The sequence below is a fragment of the Streptococcus mitis genome, from assembly GCF_002096855.1.
Taxonomy (GTDB): Bacteria; Bacillota; Bacilli; order Lactobacillales; family Streptococcaceae; genus Streptococcus; species Streptococcus mitis_Y.
In genome coordinates, this window is the sequence record NZ_NCVH01000031.1 from 247169 (window position 1) to 266495 (window position 19327).

The 19327-nt window shown below is 41.1% G+C and carries 22 protein-coding genes, 1 pseudogene and 1 other annotated feature; of the genes and pseudogenes, 22 read left to right on the top strand and 1 reads right to left on the bottom strand.

The window, feature by feature from the left end:
- Positions 1 to 78: 78 nt before the first annotated feature.
- From B7698_RS10370 to B7698_RS06600, 10 genes and pseudogenes are all read left to right on the top strand, one after another.
- A complete protein-coding gene (locus B7698_RS10370; protein ID WP_084865048.1) occupies positions 79 to 303 on the top strand; it encodes a hypothetical protein in 225 nt (74 codons plus the stop codon).
- Between the two features lie 74 nt (positions 304 to 377).
- Positions 378 to 923, top strand: a complete 546-nt coding sequence (locus B7698_RS06560) for an ATP-binding cassette domain-containing protein (protein ID WP_239822592.1) — start codon at positions 378 to 380, stop codon at positions 921 to 923.
- Between the two features lie 3 nt (positions 924 to 926).
- Positions 927 to 2111, top strand: a pseudogene (locus B7698_RS06565) (hypothetical protein).
- Positions 2112 to 2271: 160 nt separating this feature from the next.
- Positions 2272 to 2403: a sequence feature (ribosomal protein L20 leader region), on the top strand.
- 15 nt (positions 2404 to 2418) lie between these two features.
- Positions 2419 to 2949 (top strand): translation initiation factor IF-3, encoded by a 531-nt coding sequence (infC, locus tag B7698_RS06570; RefSeq protein ID WP_000848180.1) that lies wholly within the window; start codon positions 2419 to 2421, stop codon positions 2947 to 2949.
- 32 nt (positions 2950 to 2981) lie between these two features.
- Positions 2982 to 3182 (top strand): 50S ribosomal protein L35, encoded by a 201-nt coding sequence (gene rpmI, locus B7698_RS06575; RefSeq protein WP_001125943.1) that lies wholly within the window; start codon positions 2982 to 2984, stop codon positions 3180 to 3182.
- 51 nt (positions 3183 to 3233) lie between these two features.
- A complete protein-coding gene (gene rplT / locus B7698_RS06580; protein ID WP_000124834.1) occupies positions 3234 to 3593 on the top strand; it encodes a 50S ribosomal protein L20 in 360 nt (119 codons plus the stop codon).
- Positions 3594 to 3652: 59 nt separating this feature from the next.
- Positions 3653 to 4033 (top strand): lactoylglutathione lyase, encoded by a 381-nt coding sequence (gloA, locus tag B7698_RS06585; RefSeq protein ID WP_000157153.1) that lies wholly within the window; start codon positions 3653 to 3655, stop codon positions 4031 to 4033.
- 248 nt (positions 4034 to 4281) lie between these two features.
- On the top strand, positions 4282 to 5082 hold the full coding sequence (locus B7698_RS06590) for a dihydroorotate dehydrogenase electron transfer subunit (protein WP_084865050.1): 801 nt from the start codon (positions 4282 to 4284) through the stop codon (positions 5080 to 5082).
- Complete coding sequence (locus tag B7698_RS06595) at positions 5045 to 6031, top strand: dihydroorotate dehydrogenase (RefSeq protein WP_192855115.1); 987 nt, start codon at positions 5045 to 5047, stop codon at positions 6029 to 6031. The genes B7698_RS06590 and B7698_RS06595 overlap by 38 nt, the downstream gene beginning before the upstream one ends.
- A gap of 97 nt (positions 6032 to 6128) precedes the next feature.
- Positions 6129 to 7835 carry a glucosaminidase domain-containing protein gene (locus B7698_RS06600; RefSeq protein WP_084865052.1) on the top strand — a complete coding sequence of 569 codons (1707 nt, stop codon included), beginning with the start codon at positions 6129 to 6131 and terminating at the stop codon, positions 7833 to 7835.
- A gap of 60 nt (positions 7836 to 7895) precedes the next feature.
- Here B7698_RS06600 and pavA read toward each other — a convergent pair whose 3' ends face one another.
- Positions 7896 to 9551, bottom strand: a complete 1656-nt coding sequence (gene pavA / locus B7698_RS06605) for an Rqc2 family fibronectin-binding protein PavA (RefSeq protein WP_084865053.1) — start codon at positions 9549 to 9551, stop codon at positions 7896 to 7898.
- Between the two features lie 104 nt (positions 9552 to 9655).
- On the opposite strand from pavA, the gene ybeY reads away from it, so the two are divergent.
- From ybeY to B7698_RS06665, 12 genes are all read left to right on the top strand, one after another.
- Positions 9656 to 10153, top strand: coding sequence for an rRNA maturation RNase YbeY (ybeY, locus tag B7698_RS06610; protein ID WP_000275156.1), 498 nt, complete (start codon positions 9656 to 9658; stop codon positions 10151 to 10153).
- Positions 10134 to 10529 carry a diacylglycerol kinase family protein gene (locus tag B7698_RS06615; RefSeq protein ID WP_084865054.1) on the top strand — a complete coding sequence of 132 codons (396 nt, stop codon included), beginning with the start codon at positions 10134 to 10136 and terminating at the stop codon, positions 10527 to 10529. The genes ybeY and B7698_RS06615 overlap by 20 nt, the downstream gene beginning before the upstream one ends.
- 16 nt (positions 10530 to 10545) lie before the next feature.
- A complete protein-coding gene (gene era, locus B7698_RS06620; protein ID WP_084865055.1) occupies positions 10546 to 11445 on the top strand; it encodes a GTPase Era in 900 nt (299 codons plus the stop codon).
- Positions 11446 to 11493: 48 nt separating this feature from the next.
- Positions 11494 to 12318 (top strand): DNA-formamidopyrimidine glycosylase, encoded by an 825-nt coding sequence (mutM, locus tag B7698_RS06625; RefSeq protein WP_084865056.1) that lies wholly within the window; start codon positions 11494 to 11496, stop codon positions 12316 to 12318.
- Positions 12318 to 12923: a dephospho-CoA kinase gene (coaE, locus tag B7698_RS06630; RefSeq protein ID WP_084865057.1), complete on the top strand. Its 606-nt coding sequence runs from the start codon at positions 12318 to 12320 to the stop codon at positions 12921 to 12923. The genes mutM and coaE overlap by 1 nt, the downstream gene beginning before the upstream one ends.
- A complete protein-coding gene (locus tag B7698_RS06635) occupies positions 12910 to 14109 on the top strand; it encodes a multidrug efflux MFS transporter PmrA (RefSeq protein ID WP_084865058.1) in 1200 nt (399 codons plus the stop codon). Before coaE ends, B7698_RS06635 begins: the two co-directional genes overlap by 14 nt.
- Positions 14109 to 14258 (top strand): 50S ribosomal protein L33, encoded by a 150-nt coding sequence (gene rpmG, locus B7698_RS06640; RefSeq protein ID WP_007519517.1) that lies wholly within the window; start codon positions 14109 to 14111, stop codon positions 14256 to 14258. The genes B7698_RS06635 and rpmG overlap by 1 nt, the downstream gene beginning before the upstream one ends.
- A 39-nt stretch (positions 14259 to 14297) precedes the next feature.
- Positions 14298 to 14531: a preprotein translocase subunit SecG gene (secG, locus tag B7698_RS06645; protein ID WP_000282517.1), complete on the top strand. Its 234-nt coding sequence runs from the start codon at positions 14298 to 14300 to the stop codon at positions 14529 to 14531.
- A gap of 100 nt (positions 14532 to 14631) precedes the next feature.
- Complete coding sequence (gene rnr, locus B7698_RS06650; RefSeq protein ID WP_084865059.1) at positions 14632 to 16986, top strand: ribonuclease R; 2355 nt, start codon at positions 14632 to 14634, stop codon at positions 16984 to 16986.
- Positions 16949 to 17416, top strand: coding sequence for an SsrA-binding protein SmpB (gene smpB / locus B7698_RS06655; RefSeq protein ID WP_084865060.1), 468 nt, complete (start codon positions 16949 to 16951; stop codon positions 17414 to 17416). Before rnr ends, smpB begins: the two co-directional genes overlap by 38 nt.
- Before the next feature lie 14 nt (positions 17417 to 17430).
- Positions 17431 to 18291 carry an SAM-dependent methyltransferase TehB gene (gene tehB / locus B7698_RS06660; RefSeq protein WP_084865061.1) on the top strand — a complete coding sequence of 287 codons (861 nt, stop codon included), beginning with the start codon at positions 17431 to 17433 and terminating at the stop codon, positions 18289 to 18291.
- A 73-nt stretch (positions 18292 to 18364) separates the two neighbouring features.
- Positions 18365 to 19318 carry a competence protein CoiA gene (locus B7698_RS06665; protein WP_084865062.1) on the top strand — a complete coding sequence of 318 codons (954 nt, stop codon included), beginning with the start codon at positions 18365 to 18367 and terminating at the stop codon, positions 19316 to 19318.
- The last annotated feature ends 9 nt before the right edge of the window (positions 19319 to 19327 follow it).

Here is a 19327-nt window from a genome sequence, read left to right on the forward strand (position 1 = left end):
CGATATAATGAAAGCGTATTCAAGATTAATGATATAAAACCATTAAAAATTAGCAAAAATCGTTTAATTAGTTAGTTTATGATTATTGGTCTTTTTCAGTCTAGTGTATCTGCTAAAAGCGTTCTTAAAAGTTATCGGTATGATTATAATCCCTACTATGACTCTAGTATGAATTTCCATGGATATAGATATAAGGACATTCCGGAATGGTCTCATTATTACAGCTATTCTGAGTATAAAGTTGGCGGAGGCTGGAACTATGCTCGTTATGAGGTACTAAACCTCTACAGCGGAGGCTATTAATCCTTAAAGAGTGATGAAAAGGAGGGCTGGATATGTTAAGGCTTACTCATGTTACCTTAAAAACGTGACAAGTCATCTTGCAAGATGCGGATTTCACCTTTAAAAAGGGTAGGATTTATGGAGTTCTTGCTATCAATGGATCGGGAAAGACGACACTGTTCCGAGCTATGAGCAAGTTGCTTCTCCTTAGTAGTGGACATATCGCAGTTCCTCCTTCTTTATTTTATTATGAGAGCGTTGAATGGCTGGATGGAAACTTAAGTGGGATGGACTACCTTCGTCTTATCAAAAACATCTGGAAGTCAGACCTGAACTTGAGGGATGAAATCGCCTACTGGGAAATGTCTGATTATATCAGCCTTCCCATTCGCAAGTATTCCTTAGGTATGAAGCAACGCTTGGTGATTGCCATGTACTTCCTCAGTCAAGCGAGATGCTGGCTCATGGATGAGATTACAAATGGCTTAGACGAGTATTATCGACAGAAATTTTTTGATAGACTGGCACAAATCAATAGACAAGAGCAGCTGGTTCTTTTAAGTTCCCACTATAAGGAAGAGTTGGTTGATGTCTGCGATAGCGTAGTAACCATTCATCAGGGGCAGATAGAAGAGGTTTAGTTTATGAAAGATGTTAGTCTATTTTTGTTAAAGAAAGTTTTCAAAAGCCGCTTAAACTGGATTATCCTACTCTTATTTGCATCTGTACTCGGTGTTACATTTTATTTAAATAGTCGGACTGCAAACTCAGTCAGCTTGGAGACTAGGTTGGATGCCCATCTTGTAGCAAATGAGAGAGCTATCAATGAAAATGAAGCGAAACTCTCCCAAATATCTGACACCAGCTCGGAGGAATACCAGATTGTTAAAGGTAATTTAGACGTGCAAAAAAATCTTTTGACGCGAAAGACAGAAATTCTGGCTTTGTTAAAATAAGGACGCTGGAAAGAAGCCTACTATTTGCAGTGGCAAGATGAAGAGAAGAATTATGAAATTATATCAAATGAACCGACTTCTAACTTTGACTTAAAAATGGCGGTTGACCGCGAACGAAAGACTTACCAAGCGCTGTATCCCTTGAATATAAGAGCCCACAATTTAGATTATCCGACCCACGGGATTGATCAGATTGTCTGGATTTTAGAGGTTATCATCCCAAGCTTGTTTGTGATTACTATTATTTTTATGCTAACACAACTATTTGCAGAAAGATATCAAAATAATCTGGACACAGCTCAGTTATATCCTTTTTCAAAAGTGACATTTGCCATGTCCTCTCTTGGAGTTGGGATGGGCTATGTAACCGTGCTGTTTATCGGAATCAGTGGTTTTTCTTTCCTAGTGGGAAGTCTGATAAGTGGTTTTGGACAGTTAGATTATCCCTACCCGTTTTATAGCTTAGTGAATCAAGAGGTAACTATTGGAAAAATACAAGATGTGTTATTTCCTAGCTTGTTACTAGCTTTCTTAGCTTTTATCATCATTGTGGAAGTAGTGTACTTGATTGCTTACTTTTTCAAGCAAAAAATGCCTGTCCTCTTTCTTTCACTTATTGGGATTGTTGGCTTATTGTTTGGCATTCAAACAATTCAACCTCTCCAAAAGATTGCACATCTGATTCCCTTTACTTACTTGCGTTCAGTGGATATTTTGTCTGGAAGATTACCTAAGCAGATTGATAATGTCAATCTGAATTGGGGTATGGGGCTAGTCTTACTTCCTTGCCTGATTATCCTTTTGTTAGTGGGGATTCTATTTATCGAAAGATGGGGAAGTTCACGTAAAAAGGAAGTTTTTAATAGGTTTTAGCATTCCCATAGGGAAGGTGTGGAAAAACTAATACAGAGAGGGAATCAACTTGATTCTCTCTTTTTGATGAGGAAACCAAGGCAAAATACAAACACAAACTTTTCAAAAAAATAACTTTTTATCTTGACAAGGGCTAGAAAACTTGGTATCATATAAAAGTTGAGAAAAGCAGAAGTGAGAGCTTCTCGCCTTGTGACATCAAGTTGCCTGGCCCTACGGATGAAAAGTTTCTAAGAAACGCTATCATAACGTGCGGGCTTGTATATTTACGGGTCCGCTATTGTTTTTCTCTAATAAAACAAAAGAGGTGAAAACCATAGCAAAGCAAGACTTATTCATCAATGATGAGATTCGTGTACGTGAAGTTCGCTTGATTGGTCTTGAAGGAGAACAGCTAGGCATCAAGCCACTCAGTGAAGCGCAAGCTTTGGCTGATAACGCTAATGTTGACCTAGTATTGATTCAACCCCAAGCCAAACCGCCTGTTGCAAAAATTATGGACTACGGTAAGTTCAAATTTGAGTACCAGAAGAAGCAAAAAGAACAACGTAAAAAACAAAGTGTTGTTACTGTGAAAGAAGTTCGTCTAAGTCCAACTATTGACAAGGGTGACTTTGATACAAAACTTCGCAATGCACGTAAATTCCTTGAAAAAGGAAATAAAGTTAAGGTATCTATTCGCTTTAAGGGTCGTATGATTACCCATAAAGAGATTGGTGCAAAAGTTTTAGCCGAGTTTGCTGAAGCAACTCAAGATATTGCCATCATCGAACAACGTGCTAAAATGGATGGACGCCAAATGTTCATGCAGTTGGCGCCAGCGACTGACAAAAAATAATTGTCAGAAAGTTAAATAAAGGAGAAAAAATCATGCCAAAACAAAAAACACACCGCGCATCAGCTAAACGTTTCAAACGTACAGGTTCTGGTGGACTTAAACGTTTCCGTGCTTACACTTCTCACCGTTTCCACGGAAAAACTAAGAAACAACGTCGTCATCTTCGTAAAGCATCTATGGTGCATTCAGGAGATTACAAACGTATCAAAGCAATGCTTACTCGCTTGAAATAATAGCCTAATAGTAAGTAAACAATTCTAGGAAATATTTGGAGGAAATAAAACATGGCACGTGTTAAAGGTGGCGTTGTATCACGCAAACGTCGTAAACGTATTCTTAAATTAGCAAAAGGTTACTATGGAGCTAAACACATCTTGTTCCGTACTGCAAAAGAACAAGTAATGAACTCTTACTACTATGCATACCGTGACCGTCGTCAGAAAAAACGTGACTTCCGCAAATTGTGGATCACTCGTATCAATGCGGCAGCTCGTATGAACGGACTTTCATACTCACAATTGATGCATGGTTTGAAATTGGCTGAGATCGAAGTTAACCGTAAAATGCTTGCTGACTTGGCTGTTAACGATGCAGCAGCTTTCACAGCTCTTGCAGATGCAGCTAAAGCAAAACTTGGTAAATAATAACTGATAAGACTGGAACAGGATTGTCCCAGTCTTTTTAAAAAACAAAGGAGAAAAATATGGCTTCAAAAATGCTACATACTTGCTTGCGAGTAGAAAATCTTGAAAAATCAATTGCATTCTATCAAGATGCTTTTGGTTTTAAAGAATTGCGTCGCAGAGATTTTCCAGACCATGCTTTCACGATTGTCTATCTAGGTCTTGAGGGCGATGACTATGAGTTGGAGTTGACTTATAACTACGATCACGGTCCTTATGTGGTTGGAGATGGGTTTGCCCATATAGCCCTCAGTACACCTGATCTTGAGGCGCTTCATCAAGAGCACAGTGCAAAAGGATATGAAGTGACTGAGCCAAATGGTCTACCAGGAACTGCACCTAACTATTACTTTGTCAAAGACCCTGATGGCTACAAGGTCGAAGTCATTCGTGAAAAATAATCACGTGAAGTCAAGTAGAATGTTCGTTTTCTACTTGACTTTTTTTGGTTGAAAGAGTATACTAATAAAAATTTAACCTTTAAGGGGAGTCCAGAGAGACTCACAAGGTGTCAGATAAAAGAATAGTGCAATTTTCTAGAGGAGACTTTTTGAGTGTGCTCTCTTGTGTTGTACGATTTTAACTGAGGCCTTGCACTAGCAAGGTCTTTTCTTTATCTGATCCCCTTAAAATTTAAGGAGGAAAAGTCATGAATCCCACATGTAAGAAACGTTTGGGTGCCATTCGTTTGGAAACCATGAAGGTGGTTGCACAGGAGGAAATCGCGCCAGCAATCTTTGAAATAGTCCTAGAAGGAGAAATGGTTGAAGCCATGCGAGCAGGCCAATTTCTTCATCTGCGTGTGCCTGATGACGCCCATCTCTTGCGTCGCCCTATTTCAATTTCGTCTATCGATAAGGTTAAGAAGCAGTGTCATCTCATTTATCGGATTGAGGGAGCTGGGACAGCTATTTTCTCAACCTTAAGTCAGGGGGATACTCTTGATGTGATGGGCCCTCAGGGAAATGGTTTTGATTTGTCTGACCTAGATGAGCAGAGCCAGATTCTCCTTGTTGGTGGGGGGATTGGTGTCCCACCCTTGCTTGAGGTGGCCAAGGAATTGCATGCGCGTGGTGTGAAAGTAGTGACAGTCCTCGGTTTTGCCACTAAGGATGCTGTTATTTTAGAGACGGAATTGGCTCAATATGGGGAGGTATTTGTAACGACAGATGATGGTTCTTATGGTATCAAGGGAAATGTTTCCGTTGTTATCAAGGATTTAGACAATCAATTTGATGCTGTTTACTCATGTGGGGCACCTGGAATGATGAAGTATATCAATCAAACCTTTTATAATCACCCAAGAGCCTATCTATCTCTAGAATCTCGTATGGCTTGTGGGATGGGAGCTTGCTATGCCTGTGTCCTAAAAGTACCAGAAAGTGAGACGGTCAGCCAACGCGTCTGTGAAGATGGTCCTGTTTTCCGCACAGGAACAGTTGTATTATAAGGAGAAAATCATGACTAGAAATCGTTTACAAGTTTCTCTACCTGGTTTGGATTTGAAAAATCCGATCATTCCAGCATCAGGATGTTTTGGTTTTGGACAAGAGTATGCCAAGTACTATGATTTAGACCTTTTAGGTTCTATTATGATCAAGGCGACAACTCTTGAACCCCGTTTTGGCAATCCAACTCCAAGGGTGGCAGAAACACCTGCTGGCATGCTCAATGCAATCGGTTTGCAAAATCCTGGTTTGGAAGTTGTTTTGGCTGAAAAGTTACCTTGGCTAGAAAGAGAGTATCCAAATCTTCCTATTATCGCCAATGTAGCTGGTTTTTCAAAACAAGAGTATGCGGCTGTTTCTCATGGTATTTCCAAGGCAACTAATGTGAAGGCTATTGAGCTCAATATTTCTTGTCCCAACGTAGATCACTGTAATCATGGACTCTTGATTGGTCAAGATCCTGATCTGGCTTATGATGTGGTGAAAGCAGCTGTGGAAGCTTCTGATGTGCCAGTTTATGTCAAACTAACCCCTAGTGTGACCGATATCGTTACTGTCGCAAAAGCTGCAGAAGATGCGGGAGCAAGTGGCTTAACCATGATTAATACTCTAGTTGGAATGCGCCTTGACCTCAGAACCAGAAAACCAATCTTGGCTAATGGAACAGGTGGAATGTCTGGTCCAGCAGTTTTTCCAGTAGCTCTCAAGCTCATCCGTCAAGTAGCCCAAACTACAGACCTGCCCATCATTGGAATGGGGGGAGTAGATTCGGCAGAAGCTGCCCTAGAAATGTATCTGGCTGGGGCATCTGCCATAGGAGTTGGAACAGCCAACTTTACTAATCCTTACGCCTGTCCTGATATTATCGAAAATTTACCAAAGGTTATGGATAAATATGGTATCAGCAGTCTAGAAAATCTACGCAAGGAAGTAAAAGAGTCTCTGAGGTAAACTGCAATCAATCTGTTCTTGATTTTTTATCAGTTTGTAATATTGATTATAGAGAATTTTGATACAATAAAATGGAAAGAACAGAGGAAGAAAGTTTATGAAGAAATTGAGATTTGTTTTTTTAGCTCTGCTATTTTTCTTAGCCAGACCAGAGAGTGCAATGGCTAGTGATGGTACTTGGCAAGGAAAACAATACCTGAAAGCAGATGGTAGTCAAGCAGCCAATGAGTGGGTTTTTGATACTCATTATCAATCTTGGTTTTATATCAAAGCAGATGCTAACTATGCTGAAAATGAATGGTTGAAACAAGGTGACGACTATTTTTACCTCAAATCTGGTGGCTATATGGCAAAATCAGAATGGGTAGAAGACAAGGGAGTCCTCTATTATCTTGACCAAGATGGAAAGATGAAAAGAAATGCTTGGCTAGGAGCTTCCTATGTCGGTGCTACAGGTGCCAAGGTAATAGAAGACTGGGTCTATGATTCTCAATATGATGCTTGGTTTTATATCAAAGCAGATGGCCAGCACGCAGAGAAAGAATGGCTCCAAATTAAGGGCAAGGACTATTATTTCAAATCCGGAGGTTATTTACTGACAAGTCAGTGGATTGAACAGGCTTATGTGAGTACTAGTGGAGCCAAAGTACAGCAAGGTTGGCTTTTTGACAAACAATACCAATCTTGGTTTTATATCAAAGAAAATGGAAATCATGCTGATAAAGAATGGATTTTCGAAAATGGTCACTATTATTATCTAAAATCCGGTGGCTATATGGCAGCCAATGAATGGATTTTGGATAAGGAGTCATGGTTTTATCTAAAATCTGATGGCAAAATGGCTGAGAAAGAATGGGTATACGATTCTAAAAATCAAGCCTGGTACTACTTCAAATCCGGTGGATACATGGCAAAAAATGAGACTATTGATGGTCATCAGCTAGGAAACGATGGAAAGTGGAATAAGGAGTCCAAGACTAGCTCTGATTATTATCAGGTCCTTCCAGTGACTGCAAATATCTATAATGCAGATGGTGAAAAGCTGTCCTATATATCGCAAGGTAGTGTTGTTTGGCTAGATAAGGATAGAAAAAGTGATGACAAGCGCCTGGCTATTACTATTTCTGGTTTGTCAGGCTATATGAAAACAGAAGATTTACAAGCGCTAGATGCTGGTAAGGATTTTATCCCTTATTATGAGAGTGATGGACATCGTTTTTATCACTATGTGGCTCAGAATGCTAGTATCCCAGTAGCTGCTCATCTTTCTGATATGGAAGTAGGCAAGAAATATTATTCGGCAGATGGGCTGCATTTTGATGGTTTTAACCTTGAAAATCCCTTCCTTTTTAAAGATTTGACAGAGGCTACAAACTATAGTGCTGAAGACTTGGATAAGGTATTTAGTTTGTTAAATATTAATAATAGCCTCTTGGAAAATAAGGGATCTACCTTTAAGGAAGCAGAAGAACATTACCATATCAATGCTCTATACCTCCTTGCCCATAGTGCCTTAGAAAGTGATTGGGGACGAAGTAAGATTGCCAAAGATAAGAATAATTTCTTTGGAATTACAGCCTATGATACGACACCTTACCTTTCTGCCAAGACATTTGATGATGTGGATAAGGGAATTTTAGGTGCAACCAAGTGGATTAAGGAAAATTATATCGATAGGGGTAGAACTTTCCTTGGAAACAAGGCATCTGGTATGAATGTTGAATATGCCTCAGACCCTTATTGGGGTGAAAAAATTGCTAGTGTGATGATGAAAATCAATGAGAAACTAGGTGGCAAAGATTAGTCCTATAATTGGATATGATTTGAGTGAATAGTAAGTTAAAAATCCTGATTTCAAGTAAAATCAGGATTTTTTCATGGACGCGATTTTTTCTGGGTCTGGTGTGACGCGGAGGGTCTTTTGCCCTGTGTAAGTGACAAAGCCTGGTTTTCCACCAGTTGGTTTGTTGAGTTTTTTGACTTCAATCATATCTACCTGCACCAGATTTGACAGACGTCCCTTGGAGAAGTAGGCAGCTAGCTCCGCTGCATCTGTCTTAACTTCGTCAGAAGGATTAAGATTTCCTGAGATGACGACGTGGCTTCCTGGAATGTCCTTGGCATGGAACCAAAGTTCCTCCTTGCGGGCCATTTTAAAGGTTAGCTCCTCGTTTTGTAGGTTGTTTCGGCCGACATAGATGATGGTTTTGCCATCGCTTGCCAGATACTGTTCTGGTTTTTTGCGTTTCTGTATTTTTTCCCGTTGTCTTCTGCGGATAAAGCCAGTTTGAATTAATTCTTCACGGATTTCAGCGATTTCTTCCAGTCCAGCTTGGTTGAGGACGGTTTCTACACTTTCCAGATAGAGAATGGTTGCCTTTGTTTCTTCAATCAGATCAGTCAAGTATTTGACAGCTTCTTTGAGTTTCTGGTAACGTTTAAAATAGCGTTGAGCGTTCTGGTTGGGAGTCAAGGCCTTATCAAGCGCAATGGTGATAGGTTGATTAGTATAGTAGTTGTCTAGGATAACCTGGTCTTGGTCGTTAGGCACTTGGTGGAGGAAGGTTGTCAGCAGTTCCCCTTTTTGGCGAAATTCTTCAGCATTGTCTGTCGCCAATAACTCTTTTTCTTGTTTTTTAAGCTTATGTCGATTTTTCTGAAGTTCATTTTCAACACGACGAATGAGTTCACTGGCTTGCTGTTTGACGCGGTCGCGCTCAGCCTTATCCTTATAGTAGGTGTCCAACAAATCAGAAAGACTGGCAAAAGGCTCTCCCACCTGATTTGCAAAAGGAACTGGACTGAAGGAAGTCTCAGTCAAGCATGGCTTGGTTTCTTGATTAAAAAAGTTTCGGAAAGTGGAAAGTTTTTCACTAACCAGTATCCTTTCCATTTCAATTGCCGTATCGCGTCCCAGACCTTGAAAGAGGATTTGAAGGTTTTTAGCTGTCGTTTCCTGTGTTTGTAGGATTTCAAAGAGTTTCTCGTCCTTGATTGTAAAAGGATTGAGAGATTCCGTACTTGGCGGAGCGATGTAGGTTGACCCAGGAAGCAAGGTGCGGTAGCTATTTTGTGAAAAGCCGACGTGTTTGATAACTTCGAGGATTTTGTGGCTACTTTTATCAACTAGTAGAATATTACTGTGTTTCCCCATGATTTCGATAATCAAGGTAGCCTGAATATGGTCCCCAATCTCGTTTTTATTGGAAACTGTCATTTCCACAATACGGTCATTTTCCACTTGCTCAATCGATTCAATCAGGGCACCCTGCAAATACTTTCTCAAAACCATGATAAAGGTAGAAGGTTGGGCTGGATTTTCAAAAGTCGTTTGGGTCAGCTGAATGCGTCCAAAAACAGGATGGGCAGAAAGGAGCAGACGATGACTTTGGCGATTGCTGCGGATTTGCAAGACCAATTCTTGTTCAAAAGGCTGATTGATTTTCTGGATGCGACCGTTCACTAATTCTCTTCGCAATTCCTCAACCATGTGGTGTAAAAAAAATCCGTCAAATGACATCGTTCTCTCCTTGTGATTGTATTCCATAGTATTATATCAAAAAGGTAGAATAAAATCATGGAAATGTGGTATAATAAAGCCAAGTAAAGAGAAACGAGAAGCACATGTATATTGAAATGGTAGATGAAACTGGTCAAGTTTCAAAAGAAATGTTGCAACAAACCCAAGAAATTTTGGAATTTGCAGCCCAAAAATTAGGAAAAGAAGACAAGGAGATGGCAGTTACCTTTGTGACTAATGAACGTAGTCATGAACTTAATCTTGAGTACCGTGATACAGATCGTCCGACAGATGTTATCAGCCTTGAATATAAACCAGAGTTAGAAATTGCCTTTGACGAAGAGGATTTACTTGAAAATCCAGAATTGGCAGAGATGATGTCTGAGTTTGATGCCTATATTGGGGAACTGTTCATCTCTATTGATAAGGCTCATGAGCAGGCCGAGGAATACGGTCACAGCTTTGAGCGTGAGATGGGCTTCTTGGCAGTACACGGCTTTTTACATATCAACGGCTATGATCACTACACTCCGGAAGAAGAAGCGGAGATGTTCGGTTTACAAGAAGAAATTTTGACAGCCTATGGACTCACAAGACAATAAACGAAAATGGAAAAATCGTGACCTGATATCCAGTTTAGAATTTGCCATCACAGGAATTTTTACTGCTATCAAGGAAGAACGCAATATGCGAAAACATGCAGTGACGGCCATTGTAGTCATTCTTGCAGGTTTTGTTTTTCAGGTGTCACGAATCGAATGGCTCTTTCTCCTATTGAGCATTTTCTTGGTAGTAGCTTTTGAAATTATCAATTCTGCTATTGAAAATGTGGTGGATTTGGCCAGTCACTATCACTTTTCCATGCTGGCTAAAAATGCCAAGGATATGGCGGCAGGCGCGGTATTAGTGGTCTCTCTTTTCGCAGCCTTAACAGGCGCATTGATTTTTCTCCCACGAATCTGGGATTTATTATTTTAAACAGTAAGAGGAAATTATGACTTTTAAATCAGGCTTTGTAGCCATTTTAGGACGTCCCAACGTTGGGAAGTCAACCTTTTTAAATCACGTTATGGGACAAAAAATTGCCATCATGAGTGACAAGGCGCAGACAACGCGCAACAAAATCATGGGGATTTACACGACTGATAAGGAGCAAATCATCTTTATCGACACACCAGGGATTCACAAACCGAAGACTGCTCTTGGAGATTTTATGGTCGAGTCGGCCTATAGCACCCTCCGTGAGGTAGATACAGTTCTCTTTATGGTTCCAGCTGATGAAGCGCGTGGTAAGGGGGACGATATGATTATCGAGCGTCTCAAGGCTGCCAAGGTTCCTGTGATTTTGGTGGTGAACAAGATTGATAAGGTTCATCCAGACCAGCTTTTGTCTCAGATTGATGATTTCCGCAATCAAATGGATTTCAAGGAGATTGTCCCTATCTCAGCTCTTCAAGGGAATAACGTCTCTCGTCTAGTGGATATTTTGAGTGAAAATCTAGATGAAGGTTTCCAATATTTCCCGTCTGATCAAATTACAGACCATCCAGAGCGTTTCTTGGTTTCAGAAATGGTTCGCGAGAAAGTCTTGCACCTAACTCGTGAAGAGATTCCTCACTCAGTTGCTGTAGTGGTTGACTCTATGAAACGAGATGAAGAGACAGACAAGGTTCACATTCGTGCAACTATCATGGTCGAGCGCGATAGCCAGAAAGGGATCATCATCGGTAAAGGTGGCGCTATGCTTAAGAAAATTGGTAGCATGGCCCGTCGTGATATTGAACTCATGCTAGGAGACAAGGTCTTCCTAGAAACCTGGGTCAAGGTCAAGAAAAACTGGCGCGATAAAAAGCTAGATTTAGCTGACTTTGGCTATAATGAAAAAGAATACTAAGTAGAGGTGGGCTCATGCCTGCTTCTTGTTTTTACAGAAGGAGGACTTATGCCTGAATTACCTGAGGTTGAAACCGTTCGTCGTGGCTTAGAAAAATTGATTTTGGGTAAGAAGATTTCGAGTATAGAAATTCGCTATCCCAAGATGATTAAGACGGATTTGGACGAGTTTCAAAAGGAAGTGCCTAGTCAGATTGTTGAGTCAATGGGACGTCGTGGTAAATATTTGCTTTTCTACCTGACAGACAAGATCTTGATTTCCCATTTGCGGATGGAGGGCAAGTATTTTTACTATCCGTATCAAGTTCCCGAACGCAAGCATGCCCATGTTTTCTTTCAGTTTGAAGATGGTGGCACGCTTGTTTATGAGGATGTACGCAAGTTTGGTACTATGGAACTCTTGGCTCCTGACCTTTTAGACGCCTACTTTATTTCTAAAAAATTAGGTCCTGAACCAAGCGAACAAGACTTTGATTTACAGGTCTTTCAAGCTACCCTATCCAAGTCTAAAAAGCCTATCAAATCCCATCTTCTAGACCAAACCTTGGTAGCTGGACTTGGCAATATCTATGTGGATGAGGTTCTCTGGCGAGCTCAGGTTCATCCGGCTAGACCTTCCCAGACTTTGACAGTAGCAGAAGCGACAGCTATTCATGACCAGACCATTGCTGTATTGGGACAGGCTGTTGAAAAAGGTGGTTCCACCATCCGAACTTATACCAATGCCTTTGGGGAAGATGGAACCATGCAGGATTTTCATCAAGTCTATGACAAGGCTGGTCAAGAATGTGTACGCTGTGGCACCGTCATTGAGAAAATCCAACTAGGTGGACGAGGCACCCATTTTTGTCCTCAGTGCCAAAGGAGGAATTGATGGGAAAAATCATTGGAATCACTGGGGGAATTGCCTCTGGTAAGTCAACCGTGACAAATTTTCTAAGAAAGCAAGGCTTTCAAGTAGTGGATGCCGACGCAGTCGTCCACCAACTACAGAAACCTGGTGGTCGTCTGTTTGAGGCTCTAGTCCAGCATTTTGGGCAAGAAATCATCCTTGAAAACGGAGAACTCAATCGCCCTCTCCTAGCTAGTCTTATCTTTTCAAATCCTGAAGAACGAGAATGGTCTAAGCGAATCCAAGGAAAGATTATCCGTGAGGAGCTAGCTACGTTGAGAGACCAGTTGGCTCAGACAGAAGAGATTTTCTTCATGGATATTCCCCTACTTTTTGAGCAGGACTACGTCTCTTGGTTTGATGAGACTTGGTTGGTCTATGTGGACCGAGATGTCCAAGTAGAACGCTTAATGAAAAGGGACCAGTTGTCCAAAGATGAAGCTGAGTTTCGTCTGGCAGCCCAGTGGCCTTTAGAGAAAAAGAAAGATTTGGCCAGCCATGTTTTAAACAACAATGGGAATCAGGACCAGCTTCTTACTCAGGTGTTCTCCCTTCTTGATGGAGGTAGCCAAGATGACAGAGATTAACTGGAAGGATAATTTGCGCATTGCCTGGTTTGGTAATTTTCTGACTGGAGCCAGTATTTCTTTGGTTGTGCCTTTTATGCCCATCTTTGTGGAAAATCTGGGTGTAGGGAGTGATCAAGCTGCTTTTTATGCAGGTTTAGCTATTTCTGTCTCTGCTATTTCCGCAGCACTCTTTTCTCCTATCTGGGGTATCCTTGCTGATAAATACGGTCGAAAACCCATGATGATTCGGGCTGGCCTGGCCATGACCATTACTATGGGAGGCTTAGCCTTTGTCCCAAATATTTATTGGTTAATCTTTCTCCGTTTACTAAACGGTGTATTTGCGGGTTTTGTTCCCAATGCAACGGCCTTGATAGCCAGTCAGGTTCCCAAGGAGAAATCAGGATCTGCTCTCGGGACTTTGTCTACTGGCGTAGTTGCAGGCACTCTAACTGGTCCCTTTATTGGTGGCTTTATCGCAGAATTATTTGGTATTCGTACAGTTTTCTTACTGGTTGGTAGTTTTCTATTTTTAGCTGCTGTTTTAACTATTTTATTTATTAAGGAAGATTTTCAACCAGTAGCCAAGGAAAAGGCCATCCCAACAAAAGAATTGTTTACATCAGTTAAATATCCCTATCTTTTGGTCAACCTCTTTCTGACCAGTTTTGTCATCCAATTTTCAGCCCAATCAATCGGCCCTATCTTAGCTCTGTATGTACGCGACTTAGGCCAGACAGAGAATCTTCTTTTTGTATCTGGTTTGATTGTATCCAGTATGGGATTTTCCAGTATGATGAGTGCAGGAGTCATGGGAAAGCTAGGTGACAAGGTGGGGAACCATCGCCTCTTGGTTGTAGCCCAGTTTTATTCAGTCATCATCTATCTCCTCTGTGCCAATGCCTCTAGCCCGCTTCAACTAGGACTCTATCGTTTCCTCTTTGGATTGGGAACCGGTGCCTTGATTCCCGGAGTTAATGCCCTTCTCAGTAAAATGACCCCCAAAGCCGGCATTTCGAGGGTCTTTGCCTTTAATCAGGTATTCTTTTATCTGGGAGGTGTCGTTGGGCCTATGGCAGGTTCTGCAGTAGCAGGTCAATTTGGCTACCATGCAGTCTTTTATGCGACAAGCCTTTGTGTTGCCTTTAGTTGTCTCTTTAACCTTCTTCAATTTCGAACATTATTAAAAGTAAAGGAAATCTAGTGCGAGTAAAAATTAATCTCAAGTGCTCCTCTTGTGGCAGCATGAATTATCTAACCAGTAAGAACTCCAAAACTCATCCAGACAAGATTGAGGTGTTAAAATATTGTCCAAAGGAAAGAAAAGTAACTTTACATCTTGAATCTAAGTAGAATTTATGGTAAAATAATAGGGATTTTAAGGAGTTTGATATGTATAACCTATTATTAACCATTTTATTAGTATTATCTGTTGTGATTGTGATTGCGATTTTCATGCAACCAACTAAAAACCAATCCAGCAATGTATTTGATGCCAGCTCAGGTGATTTGTTTGAACGCAGTAAAGCACGCGGTTTTGAGGCTGTAATGCAGCGTTTGACAGGGATTTTAGTCTTTTTCTGGCTAGCCATTGCCTTAGCATTGACGGTATTATCAAGTAGATAAGAAAATAATGGGCAGGACTAGGTCTTTGCCTCTTTTTATTTTTAAATGATGTTTGAGAAGGTTTTACAGTAAAAGAAAATAAAAAATCTAGAAAGAAAATATGAAAGATAGAATAAAAGAATATTTACAAGATAAGGGGAAGGTAACTGTCAATGACTTGGCTCAGGCTTTGGGAAAAGACGAGTCCAAGGATTTTCGTGAGTTGATTAAAACCTTGTCCTTAATGGAAAGAAAGCACCAGATACGCTTTGAAGAAGATGGAAGTCTGACCTTGGAAGTCAAGAAAAAACATGAGATTACTCTCAAGGGGATTTTTCATGCTCATAAAAATGGCTTTGGCTTTGTTAGTCTGGAAGGCGAGGAGGCTGACCTTTTTGTAGGAAAAAACGATGTCAACTATGCTATTGATGGTGATACCGTTGAGGTCGTTATCAAGAAAGTCGCTGACCGCAACAAGGGAACTGTAGCAGAAGCCAAGATTATCGATATCCTAGAGCATAGTCTGACGACAGTTGTCGGGCAAATCGTTCTGGATCAGGAAAAGCCCAAATATGCGGGCTACATCCGTTCAAAAAATCAGAAAATCAGTCAACCGATCTATGTTAAGAAACCAGCCCTTAAACTCGAGGGAACCGAAGTTCTCAAGGTCTTTATCGATAAATACCCAAGCAAGAAACATGATTTCTTTGTCGCGAGTGTTCTCGATGTGGTGGGACACTCAACAGATGTCGGAATTGATGTTCTTGAGGTTTTGGAGTCTATGGACATTGTCTCAGAATTTCCAGAAGCTGTTGTCAAAGAAGCAGAAAGTGTGCCTGGTGCTCCGTCTCAAAAGGATATGGAAGGTCGTCTGGACTTAAGAGATGAGATTACCTTTACCATTGATGGTGCTGATGCCAAGGACTTGGACGATGCGGTGCATATCAAGGCCTTGAAAAATGGCAATCTGGAACTTGGAGTTCACATTGCAGATGTTTCCTACTATGTGACCGAGGGGTCTGCCCTGGACAAGGAAGCCCTTAACCGCGCGACTTCAGTCTATGTGACAGACCGCGTAGTGCCAATGCTTCCAGAACGACTGTCAAATGGCATCTGTTCTCTCAATCCTCAAGTTGACCGCCTGACCCAGTCTGCCATTATGGAGATTGATAAACATGGTCGTGTAGTCAACTACACGATCACACAAACGGTTATCAAGACTAGCTTCAGGATGACCTACAGTGATGTCAATGATATCTTAGCGGGCGATGAAGAAAAGAGACAAGAATATAAGAAAATTGTTCCAAGTATCGAACTCATGGCCAAGCTTCATGAAACTTTAGAAAACATGCGTATGAAACGTGGAGCCCTCAATTTTGATACCAATGAAGCTAAGATTTTAGTTGATAAACAAGGTAAGCCTGTTGATATCGTTCTTCGTCAGCGTGGCATTGCCGAGCGCATGATTGAGTCCTTTATGCTGATGGCCAATGAAACAGTTGCCGAGCATTTTAGCAAGCTGGATCTACCTTTCATCTATAGAATTTACGAGGAGCCTAAGGCTGAAAAGGTTCAGAAGTTTATTGATTATGCTTCGAGTTTTGGCTTGCGCATTTATGGGACTGCCAGTGAGATTAGCCAGGAGGCACTTCAAGACATCATGCGTGCTGTTGAGGGAGAACCTTATGCAGATGTATTGTCCTTGATGCTTCTTCGCTCTATGCAGCAGGCTCGCTATTCGGAGCACAATCACGGGCATTATGGTCTAGCGGCTGACTATTATACTCACTTTACTAGTCCGATTCGTCGTTATCCAGACCTTCTTGTTCATCGTATGATTCGGGACTACGGACGTTCTAAGGAAATAGCAGAGCATTTTGAGCAAGTGATTCCAGAGATTGCGACCCAGTCTTCCAACCGTGAACGTCGTGCCATCGAGGCTGAGCGTGAAGTCGAAGCCATGAAAAAGGCTGAGTATATGGAAGAATACGTGGGTGAAGAGTACGATGCAGTTGTATCCAGCATTGTCAAGTTTGGTCTCTTTGTCGAATTACCAAACACAGTTGAAGGCTTGATTCACATCACTAATCTACCTGAATTTTATCATTTCAATGAGCGGGATTTGACTCTTCGTGGGGAGAAATCAGGAACAACCTTCCGTGTAGGTCAGCAAATCCGTATCCGAGTTGAAAGAGCCGACAAGATGACGGGTGAAATTGACTTCTCATATATCCCAAGTGAGTTTGATGTGATTGAAAAAGTCTTAAAACAGTCTAATCGCAGTGACAGAGGGCGTGGTTCAAATCGTCGTTCAGATAAGAAGGAAGACAAGAGAAAATCAGGACGCTCAAATGATAAGCGTAAGCATTCACAAAAAGACAAGAAGAAAAAAGGAAAGAAACCTTTTTACAAGGAAGTAGCTAAGAAAGGAGCCAAGCATGGCAAAGGGCGAGGGAAAGGTCGTCGCACAAAATAAAAAGGCGCGCCACGACTATACAATCGTAGATACGCTAGAGGCAGGGATGGTCCTGACTGGAACTGAAATCAAGAGTGTACGAGCAGCTCGAATCAATCTCAAGGATGGCTTTGCACAAGTAAAAAATGGAGAAGTCTGGTTGAGCAATGTTCATATCGCGCCTTACGAAGAGGGCAATATCTGGAACCAGGAGCCAGAACGTCGTCGTAAACTTCTCCTTTATAAAAAACAAATCCAGAAATTAGAGCAAGAAACCAAAGGGACAGGGATGACCTTGGTTCCTCTTAAAGTTTATATCAAAGATGGCTATGCCAAGCTTCTTTTAGGACTTGCAAAAGGGAAACATGATTACGATAAACGTGAGTCTATCAAACGCCGCGAGCAAGATCGTGATATTGCGCGTGTTATAAAAGCTGTTAACCACCGATAGAAAGAGTGAAGAATATGGAAAAACTAGTTGCCTACAAACGCATGCCTGTCTGGAATAAAGACACCATGCCAGAGGCTGTTCAAAGAAAACACAATACTAAGGTCGGAACCTGGGGCAAGATTACCGTATTAAAAGGGACTCTTAAGTTTATTGAGTTGACTGAAGACGGGGAAGTTTTAGCCGAGCACTTTTTTGAAGAAGGTGCTGATAATCCTATGGCACAACCTCAAGCTTGGCACAGAGTAGAAGCAGCCACAGAAGATGTAGAGTGGTACTTGGAATTTTATTGTAAACCTGAGGATTATTTCCCTAAGAAATACCAGACCAGTCCAGTCCATTCGGAAGTCTTAGAAGCTATGCAGACAGTAAAACCAAGGAAAGCCTTGGATTTGGGCTGTGGTCAAGGCCGTAATTCTCTCTTTTTAGCCCAGCAAGGTTTTGATGTGACAGCTGTAGATCAAAATGAACTGGCCCTTGAAATCTTGCAAAGCATTGTGGAACAAGAGGATCTAGACATGCCTGTAGGACTATACGATATCAATTCAGCCAGCATCGGGCAAGCCTATGATTTTATCGTTTCAACAGTTGTTTTGATGTTTTTGCAAGCAGATTGCATTCCTGACATTATCAAAAATATGCAGGAGAAAACCACTATTGGTGGCTACAATCTTATCGTTTGTGCTATGGATACGGAAGATTACCCTTGCTCAGTGAACTTCCCATTCACCTTTAAAGAAGGAGAATTGGCAGACTATTACAAGGACTGGGAATTGGTTAAGTACAATGAAAATCCCGGCCATTTGCACCGTCGCGATGAGAATGGCAATCGTATTCAACTACGCTTCGCGACCATGCTAGCTAAGAAAATCAAATAAACATGAATGAAGATTAGGAATTTTCCTGATCTTTTTTCTTTTTTACGAATAATATAGAAAAAGGAGGGAAATCATGTTTGTTGCGAGAGATGCTAGGGGACAGCTGGTAAATGTGTTAGAGGATAGGCTCGAGAAACAAGCATATACCTGCCCCGCTTGTGGAGGTCAGCTCCGTTTGCGTCAAGGACCAAGTGTACGGACCCATTTTGCCCATAAATCTTTAAAAGACTGTGGTTTTTCATTTGAAAATGAAAGTCCAGAACACTTGGCCAATAAGGAATCTCTCTATCAGTGGTTGAAAAAAGAGGTAGAGGTTCAATTAGAATACCCCCTTCCAGAGCTTAAACAGATTGCGGATGTATTTGTAAATGGCAATCTAGCTCTAGAGGTTCAGTGTAGCCCCTTGCCTCAAAAAGTTCTTAAAGAGCGAAGTGAGGGCTATCGTAGTCAGGGTTATCAAGTACTGTGGTTGCTGGGTCAAAAACTTTGGCTCAAGGAGCGTTTAACTCGTCTGCAACAAGGTTTTCTCTATTTTAGTCACAACATGGGCTTTTATGTTTGGGAATTAGATAAGGAAAAACAGCTTTTAAGGCTCAAATACCTGATTCACCAAGACCTCCGTGGTAAACTCCATTATCAAATCAAGGAATTTCCCTATGGTCAAGCTAGTTTATTGGAAATATTGCGTTTTCCTTATAAGAAACAAAAAATATCTCATTTTACAGTTTCTCAGGACAAGGGCATTTGTCGCTATATCCGGCAACAGCTGTACTATCAACATCCCTTTTGGATGAAAGAACAAGCAGAAGCCTATCAGAAGGGAGAAAATCTCCTGACTTATGGGCTAAAAGAATGGTATCCACAAATTCGGCCACTAGTAGGCAAATTTTTCCAGATTGAGCAAGATTTGACCAGCTATTATCAGCACTTTTACACCTATTACCAAGAAAATCCTCAAAATGATTGGCAAAAGCTTTATCCACCAGCCTTTTATCAGCAATATTTCTTGAAAAATATGGTAGAATAGAAAGGATGG